The sequence below is a fragment of the Methylobacterium sp. WL19 genome (genome assembly GCF_008040005.1).
GTDB lineage: Bacteria > Pseudomonadota > Alphaproteobacteria > Rhizobiales > Beijerinckiaceae > Methylobacterium > Methylobacterium bullatum.
The window spans coordinates 1-11,832 of sequence record NZ_VRVC01000148.1 but is presented as its reverse complement, the minus strand read 5'-3'; the positions used below and the strand labels follow the sequence as shown (position 1 = coordinate 11,832).

The window sequence follows — 11,832 nt, the reverse complement described above, 5'->3', positions numbered from 1 at the left end:
GGGGGAGCCCGACCGCGGTCCGCGCCGTCGCCGAGACGGCCGGGATCGCACCGGGGATCCTGCGCAAAACAGCGTATGGCGCATCGGCCCCGCCCCCGGCATCGAGGGGGAACATCCCCAAGGAACCCGCCATGCCCGCCGTCGACGCCCTCTACCGCTATCCGATCAAGGGTCTGTCGGCCGAGGCCCTGACACGCCTGAGCGTCACCCCGCAGGACGGGCTCGCCCATGACCGGGAATACGCCCTGGCGCTGGGGACCACCCGGTTCGATCCGGAGAAGCCGGAGCCCCTGGACAAGGGCTTCTTCCTGATGCTGCGCAACAACACGGCGCTGGCGGCCCTTTCGACGCGGCTCGACCCCGAAAGCCATCGCCTGACGATCCGGCGCGACGGGGAGGAGGTGTTCGCCGCCGACCTGTCCACCGAGGCCGGGCGTGCAGAGACGGAGGCGTTCTTCGCCGATTACCTCGGTGAGGAGACCCGCGGGCGACCCCGCCTCGTGCGGAGTGAGAACCACAAGTTCACCGATGCCAGCGTGCTCTCACCGGTGATGATGCGCGCGATCTCGGTGGTGAACCTCGCCTCGGTGCGGGCGCTGTCCGAGGCGACGGGGCGGGAGCTCGATCCCCTGCGCTTCCGCGCCAACATCCATCTCGACGGGCTGGAGCCGTGGCAGGAGCTCGATTGGGTGGGGCGCGCGCTCGGCATCGGCCCGGTGCGCCTGCGCGGCCTCGCCCGCACGCCGCGCTGCGGCGCCGTCAACGTCAACCCGAAGACCGCCGAGCGCGACGCGAACCTGCCGAAAGCCATCATGAAGCATTTCGGGCATGTGGACCTCGGGATCTATCTCGAGGTCGTCGAGGGCGGGACGATCGCCACGGCGGATGGTGTCACCCTCGACTGAGGGAGGTCCAATCTCTCTTGTGGGCTTCTCGATTCAGAAATCTGGTCGAGAGCCGTTGCCTCTGTTCAAGAGGGTTCGTCATGAGGCGTCACGGGCTCCCTCTCCTTCCAGGAGAGGGGACCCGTGTTGCCCGCGAGAGGTGCGACTATCGTAGCCCACAAGGGGAAGGAGGGCCTCTGGTCAGGCGCGCTCCGTCCTCAGCTTGGCCTCACCAGGCTCGGCGCCTTGCGGTAGCCGGTGGCCGCCTCGTAGGCATAGGCGAAGCCGAGGAGGTCGGCCTCGCTCCACATCCGGCCCACGAAGATCAGGTTGAACGGCGAGCCGCTGGCATAGGCCCCGGCCGGCAGCGTGACGCCGGGCAGGCCGGCGATGTTGATCTCGCAGACCGTGGTCTCGTTGATGGCGAGGCCGCCATGCAGGGGCGGCAGTTCATCGCGCATCTGCGGGAAGACGAGCCCGTCGAGCCCGTTCTCGTCCATCACTTGGTTGAAGATGTCGAGATAAGCCTCTCTGAGGGCGAGGAAGTCCGACAGGTCGGGCGGCCGCGTCGGGTCGGCCAGGATCGCCTCGAAGACCGGATATTGGTGCAGGTAGCGCAGCACGCCCTTGGGGCCGAACGCATCCTCCTCCGCCGTCGCCTCGGCGAAGGACGCGACGCTCCGCAGCGCGGCGCTCCCCCCGAGGCGCTGCAGGTAGAGATGCAGGTCGTAGGGCACGGATTCCATGCCGCGGGCATCGAAATAGTTCAGGCCCTCGGTGGGCTCGGCGAGGGCCGCGAAGCCCGTGCCGGCGAAGGGATCGGCGACCAGGGTCGCGCCGCAGGCGGTAATCTCGCTCTGCGCCCGCGCGTAGAGGTCCGTCGCCTCCGCCGAGAGCGGCAGGTCGCGCCAGCCGGGTCCGAACAGGCCGAGGCGCTTGCCCTGCAGCCCGTTCCTGTCGAGCTTCGAGGTGTAGCCGCCCTTGGGCCGCTTGCCGATGCCGGCCACGGTCTTGGGGTCGGCGGCGGTGTAGCCGGCCAGCACGTCGAGGGTCAGCGCCGCGTCGCGCACGCAGCGGGCGATGGGGCCGACCACGTCGCGGGTGCTGCCGGCCAGGGGCACCACCCCGGCATTGGGGACGAGGGCGAAGGTCGGCTTGATGCCGACCAGTCCCTGCGCCGAGGCCGGGTTCTGGATCGAGCCGCCGGTCTCCTCGGCGAGGCCGAGCACCGCGAGGCTGGCGCCCACCGCCGTGGCCGTGCCGGCGCTGCTGCCGCCGGGCAGGCAATCGGGCGCCGCCGAATTCAGGGTCGGTCCGGCCCAGCTGTCGTTGGCGTGGCTGCCGGTGGCGCTGAGGACGGGGACGTTGGTCTTGCCGAGCATGACGCAGCCGGCCGCCCGCATCCGCGCCACGACGGGCGAGTCGGTCTCGGGGATCAGGTCGACGCCGCCGGCCTTGGCGCTGAGGAAGCGCCAGCCCGCCGTGGTCGGCAGCCCGGCCATGTCCATCGGGTCCTTGATCACCACCGGCACGCCGGCCAGCGGTCCCAGCGCCTCGCCGGCGGCGCGGCGCGCGTCGATGGCGCGGGCGTCGTCCAGCGCCTGCGGGTTCATGACGATGATGGCGTTGTAATGCGGGTTGTAGGCGGCGATCCGGTCGAGGAAGGCCAGCGTCAGCGCCTCCGAGGTGACCCCGCTGGCGAAAGCGTCGGCCACGTCGGCCAGGGTCATCTCGACGATGTCGAGGTCGGGGCTTGGTGTCGGGGCGGCGGCCATCGCGCAATGTCTCCTTGGTTGGAATGGATGGAAGGACTGTACGGGATGAGGCCGGCGGCCTCACTCCATGCCGACGAATTCCTCGATCATCGCCCGGTCGCGGGCGATCTCGGGCGGGATCTCACGGGTGACGACGCCCTTCTGCAGGATCAGCACCCGCTCGGAGAGGCCGGCGATGAAGGTGAGGTTCTGCTCGACGAGCAGGATCGTCAGGCCGCGCGCCCGGCCGATCGCCTGCAGCGTCTCGATGATCTCCTCGATGATCGAGGGCTGGATGCCCTCCGTCGGCTCGTCGAGGAGGAGGATGCGGGGATTGCCGCACAGGCAGCGCGCCAGCGCCAGCAATTGCTGCTCGCCGCCCGACAGCGCCCCGCCCGGCCGGTCGAGATAGGCCTTCAGCCGGGGGAACACGGTGAGGCTATCCGCGATGGTCTCGTCCTCGTCCCTGTCGGAGAGGAGGCAGCCCATGCGCAGGTTCTCGCGCACGCTCAAGGTGGCGAAGATCTCCCGGCCCTGCGGCACGAACCCCATGCCGAGCCGTGCTCGCGCCGTGGGCGAGCGCCGGGCGATGTCCTCGTCCCCGAGGCGGATGCGGCCGGCGGTGACGGGCAGGTAGCCCATCAGGGTGCGCAGCAGGGTCGTCTTTCCCATGCCGTTATGGCCGAGGATGCCCACGAACTCGCCCTCCCCCACGGTGAGCGAGACGCCGCCGAGGATCGGGATGCGGCCGTAGCCGGAATGAAGGCCCTCGACGGACAGGAGCGCGGGCTTCGCCGCCGGGACGGCGTTCGGGCAGGCGGAGAGCGGTATCGGCGGGATCGCGTTCATCGTGCGGCTCATGCGGCCTGCTTGCCGAGATAGACGTCGCGGACCCGCTGGTCGGCGAGCACCCGTTCCACGCTGTCTTCCATCAGGATGCGGCCCTGGTTGAAGACGGTGACGGTCCTGGCGATCATCCGGATGAAGGGCATGTCGTGCTCCACCACGATGAGGGCATGGGTGCGGTTGATCTCGCGGATGAGCTCGGCGGTGCGGTGGACCTCGTCATGGGTCATGCCGGCGGCGGGCTCGTCGAGGAGGATCAGCTCCGGTTCCTGGGCCAGCACGGTGGCGATCTCGACCCATTGGCGCTGGCCGTGGGCGAGCTGGCCGACATTGCGTTCGGCGATGGCCGTGAGCTGGAGCCGGGTCAGGGTCTCGTCGACGATGGACCGCGTCCGGGCGATGGACTTGCGCCGCCCGGCCGCCACGAACACGTTCTCGCGCACCGACAGGCCGTTGAAGACGTTGGGCACCTGGGTCTTGATGCCGACCCCGAGCCTCGCGATCCGGTGCGGCTCGGCCCCGGTGATGTCCGTGTCGCGGAAGCGGATGCGGCCCTCGGTGGGCGTCAACTGCCCGGTGAGCATCTTGAAGAAGGTGCTCTTGCCCGCGCCGTTGGGGCCGATGAGGCAGCGCAGCTCCACCTCGCCGAGGGTGAAGTCGACATTGCCCACCGCCGTCACCCCGCCGAAGCGCATGGTGACGCCCTTGGCCTCGACGAGCGGGCGAAGCGGCGGGCGGACCGGGGAAGCCGGCGCCGCCGCTGTCGTGGTGATGCTCATGGCCGGACCTCCCCTGCCAGCGCCTCGCGGGCGGGATCGGCGGGTTTGCCCGCCTTCGCCTCGACGATTTTGGCCTTGAAGAGCTTGGCGGGGAGTTCGGGAAGGCGCATCAGCAGGGTCCTCACCACCGGCAAAAGCCCCTGCGGGATCAGCAGGACGAACGCCACGAGGACGATGCCGAGGCCGAGATTGGAATCGACGACGTTCTGCGAGCCGGCCTCGATGATGAGCCACTGGATCAGCACCGCGCCGAGCATCGGGCCGACGAGGGTGCCGAGGCCGCCCACCAGCACGAAGATGATCACCTGCGCCGACATCGACAGGCCGAACACGGTGGGGCTGATGAAGCCGCCCCAATTGGCGTAGAGGCAGCCCGCGAGCCCGGCGACGGCGCCCGAGATCATGAAGGCGAGGAGCTTGTACAGGCGCGGATCGTAGCCGATGAGTTGCGCCCTGGTCTCGTTCTCGCGGATCGCCACCACGACGCGGCCGAAGCGGCTGGCCAGCACCCAGCGCAACAACGCGTAGACCAGGATCAGGGCGCCCATGGCGGCGTACCAGACGCCGTCATTGTCGAGCGGGTTGCCCGCGTCGCCGAGCTTGTTCAGCGCCGGGATCGCCGGGATGCCGTTGAACCCGCCGAGTTCCGCCTCGCCGATCCGGTACTGGCTGCCGGAGGTGGTGTTCACGAGCTGGAACAGGATCACCGAGACGGTGAGCGTGATGACGCCGATATAGGCGTCCGAGATCCGGCCGTAGAACATGAAGTAGCCGAGCAGCCCCGCGAACAGGGTCGGCACCAGGATGGCGATGAGGATCGGCAGTGTGCTGTCGCCCATGTTGATGACGGAGACGGCGTAGGCGTAGCCCCCGAGCCCGAGGAAGGCGGCCTGCCCGAAGGACATCACCCCGCCATAGCCCCAGATGAAGCCCTGGCTCAGGGCGAACATGGCGAGTGCTGCAAAGCCCGTGGCCTGGACGAGGCCGAACGTGTCGAGGGCGTGCGGCGCCCCGAACAGGATGCCGAGCATGACGCCGAGGGTGACGAGGAACCCCATGGCGGAGCGGCGGGCGACGGGATTCATAGGCTGCGCCTCAGGTAGCGGCCGGTGATGCCCTGCGGCAGCACGCGGATCAGCAGGATCGCGGCGACGAGGAGGGCGACGTCGCCGATGACGGGCGTGGTCCTGAACGAGACCAGTTCGTTGATGACGCCGAACACCGACGAGGCGAGGCCCGTGCCCGTGACGATGGCCGGCCCGCCGCCCAGCACGGTGATGAAGGCGCGGGAAATGTAGGCCGCCCCCATGGACGGGGAGACGCCGGAGATCGGCGCGAGCACGCCGCCGGCCAGCCCCGCGAGGGCCGCGCCGAGGCCGAACGTCGCCATGTAGATGCGGTCGGGCGACACGCCCATGGCGGCGGCCATGCGCGGGTTCTGCATGGTGGCGCGCAGGATCAGCCCGAACTTCGTCATGCGCAGCAGGAGGAACATGCCCGTCAGCACGGCGAGCGCCGTGGCGACGATGACGAGGCTGTAGAGGCTGGCGCCGTAGCGGCCGATCTCGAAGCTCCCGACCGGCGTCGAGACGCCCCGCACGACGTTGCCGTAGAGCGTGGTGATGAGGCCGATCAGCCCGAGACTGATGCCCCAGGTCGCCAGCATCGTGTCCATCATCCGCCCGTAGAGGAAGCGGATGACGGTGCGTTCGAGGATCAGCCCCACCGCCCCCACCACCAGGGGCGGCAGGACCAGCATGGCGATCCAGATGTTCACCCCGGCACCGTTCGCCATCACGGCGGTGTAGGCGCCGAGCATCATGAACTCGCCATGCGCCAGGTTGATGATGCGCATCATGCCGTAGATCACCCCCAGACCGAGGGTGATCAGGACCAGGGTGGCGATGCCGGTGAGGACGTTGAAGGTCAGGAGCCCCGCGAGATCCATGAAGAGGCGCCTCAGCCCTTCAGGTCGGGCGTGAACTGCTTGTTCATGCGCGGGTTCTTCACGAGGTCGCAGGCGCCGCCGGTATCGGCCGGGAACGAATCCGGGAAGGTCGCCAGCTGCTCCCATTTCCGGTCCTTGGGCCGGGCGAGATAGGTGTTGCGGATGGTGTGGTGGGTGCCCGGATCCATCGTCACCTTGCCCGTGGGCGAGTCGATGCTGATGCCGCTCTCCAGCGCCGCCACGACGGCGTCGCGCTCGATCGAGCCGGCCTTCTTCACCCCCTCCGCCCAGAACATGATGCCTTCGTAGGTGGCGGTGTCGAGCTCGCTCAGATCGGTGACGTCGGCGCCGAACTTGGCCTGCATGCCGGCGACGAAGGCCTTGCTCGCGGGCGTGTCGAGGTCGTTGTACCAGCCGTAGCAGGTGAGGATGCCGTTGGTGGTGGAGGTGTCCATGGTGGTCAACTCGTCGCCGAGGCCGAACACGCTGGCGCCCATGGGGATCTTGCCCTTCATGCCGGCGGCGTCCCACTGGCGGTAGAAGCCCGAATGGTTGGCGCCGACGAGGGCGGAGAGGACGATCTCCGGCTGGGCCTGCTGGATGCGGCTGATGGCGGAGGAGAAGTTCGTGACGTCGAGGGGGAAGAAGTCGGTGCCGGCCACGGAGCCGCCGCCATCCTTCATGAACTTCGTCATCCAGCTCGCGGTGATGTGGCCGTAATTGTAGTCCGCGGCGACGATGTAGGCCTTCTTGCCCCAGTTCTTGAGGGCGTAATCGACGATGTGGTTGACGGTCTGGGCCGGGGTCGAGCCGGTGCAGAAGACGTTGCGGTCGCAGACGCCGCCCTCGTACTGGGTGTTGTAGAAATAGAGGGTCTTGGAGCGGCCGAAGATCGGCCGGATCGCCTCGCGCGAGGCCGAGGTGATGCCGCCCTGGATGACGTCGACCTTGTCCTTCAGGGCGAGGGTCTGGGCGTATTGCGTATAGAGTTGCATGTTGGACTGGGTGTCGTAGGCGATCAGCTTGATCGGCCGTCCGAGCAGGCCGCCGGCCTTGTTGAGCAGTTCCACCGTGTATTCGGTGGTCTCGATCATCCGCTTGCCTTCGAGCCCGAGCGCCCCGGTCCCGTCGAGGAGGCTGCCGAGCTTGATCGGCTCCGCCGCGAGGCCGTTGCGCGCGAAGAACGGCATCGCCACCGCGCCGCCCGCCCCTGCCAAACCGAGCTTGAGCGCATGGCGACGGTTCATCGTGCCCTTGGTCATCGATATCACTCCGCTTCGTGCCGTCTGCACGGACGATCGCCGCCGGCCGCGCCGGAGTGACGTAACAAGATCGATGCCAACAAATCTCACATTACGGGCAAGGTCGGGCGAGCGCGCCGGATGCCTCCTCCATAGGCAGGGCGAGGACCGTTTCGCCTCGCCTCAAGGCACGAAAGCCACAGATCACGCACGTGCCGCATCGGCGCGGAGAGCGTCCCGCGTGGCCGGTCAGGCGGCGCGCACGGTGGCGAGGAACCGGGCCACCTCCGTGCCGAGATGGTCGGATTGCTGCGACAGCGCCGAGGCCGAGGCCAGGACCTGGCTCGCGGCGGCGCCGGTCTCCTCGGCCGCGTTCGCGACGCTGGCGACGTTGGCGGTGACCTGTCCCGTCCCCATGGCCGCCTGGGACACGTTGCGGACGATCTCCTGGGTGGCGGCGCCCTGTTGCTCCACGGCGGCGGCGATGGAGGTGGCGACGGTGCTGATCTCCCCGATCCGCGTGGTGATGGTTCCGATCGCCGAGACCGCCTGTCCCGTCGAGGCCTGGATGCGGCCGATCTGGTCGCCGATCTCCTGGGTCGCGCGGCTGGTCTGGCTGGCGAGCTGCTTCACCTCGGCGGCGACCACGGCGAAGCCCCTGCCCGATTCACCGGCCCGCGCCGCCTCGATGGTGGCGTTCAGCGCCAGCAGGTTGGTCTGCCCGGCGATCTCCGAAATGATCGACACCACGTCGCCGATCCGGCCCGCCGCCAGGCTGAGTTCCTCGACGAGGGAGGCGGTCCGTGCCGCCTCGTTCACCGCGAGGGTGGCGAGATTGGCCGATCCGTCGACCTGACGGCCGATTTCCTGGACCGAGGAGCCGAGCTGTTCGGCCGCCGCCGCCACGGTGTTGACGTTGGAGGCCGCCTCTTCCGCCGCCGCCGCCACAGTCAGGGATTGCGAGGCGGTGTGCGTGGCCGTCGCCGTCATCGCGCGCGCGGTCCCCTGGAGCTGGCTCGCCGCCGCCGCCACGGTGCCGACGATGCCGCCCACGGCCCGTTCGAAATCCCCCGCCAGCCTGTGCATGGCGGCCTGCCGCTGGGCTTCGGCGCCGGCGCGCGCGAGCACGGTCTCCTCCTCCAGGGCGCGCATCTCGATGAGGCGCGTCTTGAACACCTGCACCGCATCCGCGATCGTGCCGATCTCGGTCCCCTCCCCCTGGCGCGGGATCGCCACGGACAGGTCGCCCGAGGCCAGCGCCTGCATCGGCTCGACGACCGAGGCGATGCCCCCGGTGACGCCGCGGATGATCCAGAACGCGAGCAAGGCCGACAGCACCAGGCCGCCGATGCCGGCGCCCAGGACGAGGGTCTCGGTGCGGTCGAAGGCCTGCCGGCTGGCGAGGCGGGACGTCTCCGCCACCTCGTTGTTGATGGCCACGAGCCGGTCCGCCAGGGAGGTGCACAGGCGCTGGAGTTCGGTGGACTTCCCCTGCAGCCGCTCGAGCCCATCCTCGTTCATCCCGCTGCGCGAGAGATCGAGGATCGCCTTGTTCTCCTTCTGGTAATCGAGCCAGGTCGTGGTGAGCGTGTCGTAGACGGCCTTCTCGCCGGGGGAGGTGGCCAGACTCGCATACTCGGCCAGGATGCGGGTGACCTTGCCCTGACGGTCGATGATCTCGGCATCGTAGCGCGTCTTCGAATCCGGATCGATCGCGCCGAGATGGCGATAGATGCTGATGGCGTAGCGCCCGATCCAGCCGGAGATCTCACCGGCCTTGGCGACGCTCGGCAGAGCGTCCGACTGCACGCTCACCAGATGTCCGTTGATCGTCCGGGTGGCGGTCAAGGCCACGGCCCCCATGACCACGAGGAGCAGCGTCGTGATCGAGAAGGCGCCGATGAGGCGCGCGCGCAGGGAAAGGCGGCTCAGCATGAAAAGCGTTCCGGTGACGGGAAGCCATCTCTGGATGGTATCCGACCGGAAGGTGCGCAAAATATCTAAATAATTCTTAAAGCGGAGCGGTGGCCCTGTTCGAGATTTGTCGCCAAAACCCAGGGCACATGATCGCGCGTTGTGCATTTTGACTATCATCGTGCAAGAATTGCCCGAATTTAGTCATGCGATCATGCATTTCTGACATGAGCGTTATGTTCGGGTAATGCGGTTACGGGCAAGATCGTCTTGCCGTTCGCTCACGCTTGCTGGGGCGGGAAGGAATCGCCGCCCTCCGTCGCCTCGGCCTTCGCCGCACGGTCCCGCTCGGCCCGCAACTCCTTCTCGGCCATGAGCCAGAACTCGATCTCGAACCCCATCGGCTGGTGATTGCGCTCCCAGAGTTCATAGGCGCGCCGGCGGATCTGATCGAATGTCGGCCCAGTGGCGCGGGCCGTCGCATCCCGCATCATCTGTGCCGTGCCTCGTGCTGATCCTGCCTCATCCGAACCCTGTTTCAGCATTCCCCGCCGGCCTCGTTTCGCGTCTGTCGCGTGTGATGTGGATGGGGCCATGGCATGGCCCCGGCGCCGGGACATTTACACATGGCAAGAGCGGGACCGATGTCGGGCCATTCCCCGCGACGGCTCCCCGATCGACAACGGTCCATCTCGAGCCAGGGCGCCTCGGCGCCGTTGTCGCACATGCAAGAGGCGGGCGGGCGCCCGCGGGAGGGAGATGGACCGTACGGGAGGGCTCTTTCCGCGCGTCCTCCACCCGGGCGGGTCGCAGGACGAGAACGGGCCGTCGGACGTGACATCCCCCGCCCCCTTCGGCGACAGCGAGTGTGCTCGGAAGCACGTGATGGCGTGTGCGAGGTGGATCGATGCGTCCCGCGCCGCGCGGTCGATGATATGGCCTCGTTCCACGCGGGAGCAGGATCGGCTCCGTGCCGATCGTCCACCGTCGCCGATACGAGAGCATGTTTCACCTGATCTTCGGTTTGCCCTGCCTGTACGTCATCACCAGGGTACTCTGGCCCCTGCCATGGCCGCTCGCCGTGAAGGCCGGCGTCGCCGTCCTGCTGCTCGTCGCGTCGCAGTACCATCTGTGGAGCCGCCTCTCGTCCGGCTCGGTCTTCGCGCCCGAGTTTCCCCGGCTGCTGATCGTGCTGTTCAACTGGGCCTTCGGGGCGATCGTCCTCCTGGCGGCGATGCAGCTGGCCCTCGACGTCGTGGCGCTGGCCTCCAAGGTCATGCCCGGCGGAGGCTGGGCGATCCCGGCCGGCTGGCGCTACACCGAGGCGGCGCTGGCCATGCTCCTGTCGGCGGTGGCGGTGCAGCAGGCGGTGCGGGTGCCGCCGCTCAAGGACGTCACCGTCGAGATCGAGAACCTCCCGGCCGGTTTCGACGGCTTCACCCTGCTCCAGCTGACGGACCTGCATCTCAGCCGCCTGTTCCCGGCGGCCTGGGCGCGGGAGGTGGTGACGCGATCCAACGCGCTCGGCGTCGATCTCATCGTCATCACCGGCGACCTGATCGACGGGGCCCTCGCATCGCGCCGCGCCGACGTCGAACCGTTGCGGGGTCTCCGTGCCCCGGACGGGGTCTGGGTGATCCCCGGCAACCACGAGTATTTCTTCGACTACGCGGGGTGGATGCGCCGCTATGCCGAGCTGGGCATGGGCGTGCTGGAGAACCGGCATACGGTCCTGAGGCGCGGTGCCGATGCGTTGGTCCTCGCGGGCGTGACCGACCTGTCGGCGTCGCATTCGGGCCGGCCGGTCCACGACCTCGACGCCGCTTTGGCCGGTGCGCCGTCCGATGCCCCTATCGTCCTCCTCGACCATCAGCCGAAGGATGCGGCGCGGGCGGCCGCCAAGGGGGTGGCCTTGCAGCTCTCCGGGCATACGCATGGCGGGATGATCCGGGGCCTCGACCGCCTGGTCGCGCGCGCCAATGCCGGCTTCGTCTCCGGCCCCTACGCGGTCGGCGCCATGACGCTCTACGTCAACAACGGCACGGGGCTATGGCCCGGCTTCGCCTTGCGGCTCGGGCCACCATCCGAGCTGACGCGCATCACGCTCCGGGGCAAGCCGCGATCCTAGAGCTGCGCGAGACCGCGTTGGGGTGGGCGCAGCTCTGGTGGTGAAAATCTGACGTTTGGTCCACGCTGCCGGGGCTGCTTTCGATCCATAGCGGAAATCGGCTTCGGCGCTTTTATCCCCCGATCGCGACGCCGCTCGCGCATGCCACCATTTCCAGGTCGCAAGGGCCATTAGTGTTACTAGACGTGGGCAGTCATATGTTTTTCTTGATTATATTGATCGCTCACATATGCATAAGTTCGATTTCTACATTATATATTGTATCTAAAAATGCTTCATGGAAATTAATAATACTATCCATGTTCGTAAATATTTTATCCTATATATTAGTTCACTAT

10 protein-coding genes are annotated in these 11,832 nt (G+C 68.0%); 2 read left to right on the top strand and 8 right to left on the bottom strand.

Translation table 11 applies throughout. The features are described 5' to 3' along the window. Positions 1-905 (top strand): MOSC N-terminal beta barrel domain-containing protein (locus tag FV220_RS21655; RefSeq protein ID WP_348642101.1); only part of this gene is annotated, 905 nt, incomplete at its 5' end. 197 nt (positions 906-1,102) lie between these two features. On the opposite strand, the gene FV220_RS21650 is transcribed toward FV220_RS21655, so the two are convergent. The 8 genes from FV220_RS21650 to FV220_RS21615 form a co-directional block, all read right to left on the bottom strand. After that, positions 1,103-2,659: an amidase gene (locus tag FV220_RS21650; protein WP_147833177.1), complete on the bottom strand. Its 1,557-nt coding sequence runs from the start codon at positions 2,657-2,659 to the stop codon at positions 1,103-1,105. Between the two features lie 60 nt (positions 2,660-2,719). Next, on the bottom strand, positions 2,720-3,499 hold the full coding sequence (locus tag FV220_RS21645) for an ABC transporter ATP-binding protein (protein ID WP_187273491.1): 780 nt from the start codon (positions 3,497-3,499) through the stop codon (positions 2,720-2,722). Next, positions 3,496-4,263: an ATP-binding cassette domain-containing protein gene (locus FV220_RS21640; RefSeq protein WP_056146833.1), complete on the bottom strand. Its 768-nt coding sequence runs from the start codon at positions 4,261-4,263 to the stop codon at positions 3,496-3,498. Before FV220_RS21640 ends, FV220_RS21645 begins: the two co-directional genes overlap by 4 nt. Beyond that, positions 4,260-5,348 carry an urea ABC transporter gene (locus tag FV220_RS21635; protein ID WP_056146835.1) on the bottom strand — a complete coding sequence of 363 codons (1,089 nt, stop codon included), beginning with the start codon at positions 5,346-5,348 and terminating at the stop codon, positions 4,260-4,262. The genes FV220_RS21640 and FV220_RS21635 overlap by 4 nt, the downstream gene beginning before the upstream one ends. After that, the gene (locus FV220_RS21630; RefSeq protein ID WP_056146837.1) at positions 5,345-6,211 is read right to left on the bottom strand and encodes a branched-chain amino acid ABC transporter permease; all 867 of its coding nucleotides are present in this window, start codon (positions 6,209-6,211) and stop codon (positions 5,345-5,347) included. The genes FV220_RS21635 and FV220_RS21630 overlap by 4 nt, the downstream gene beginning before the upstream one ends. Before the next feature lie 11 nt (positions 6,212-6,222). Beyond that, positions 6,223-7,473 (bottom strand): ABC transporter substrate-binding protein, encoded by a 1,251-nt coding sequence (locus tag FV220_RS21625; RefSeq protein WP_147833176.1) that lies wholly within the window; start codon positions 7,471-7,473, stop codon positions 6,223-6,225. A 228-nt stretch (positions 7,474-7,701) separates the two neighbouring features. Then, complete coding sequence (locus FV220_RS21620) at positions 7,702-9,387, bottom strand: methyl-accepting chemotaxis protein (RefSeq protein ID WP_147833175.1); 1,686 nt, start codon at positions 9,385-9,387, stop codon at positions 7,702-7,704. Positions 9,388-9,647: 260 nt separating this feature from the next. Further along, a complete protein-coding gene (locus FV220_RS21615; protein ID WP_147833174.1) occupies positions 9,648-9,860 on the bottom strand; it encodes a DUF2934 domain-containing protein in 213 nt (70 codons plus the stop codon). A 509-nt stretch (positions 9,861-10,369) separates the two neighbouring features. On the opposite strand from FV220_RS21615, the gene FV220_RS21610 reads away from it, so the two are divergent. After that, the gene (locus FV220_RS21610) at positions 10,370-11,494 is read left to right on the top strand and encodes a metallophosphoesterase (protein ID WP_147833173.1); all 1,125 of its coding nucleotides are present in this window, start codon (positions 10,370-10,372) and stop codon (positions 11,492-11,494) included. The last annotated feature ends 338 nt before the right edge of the window (positions 11,495-11,832 follow it).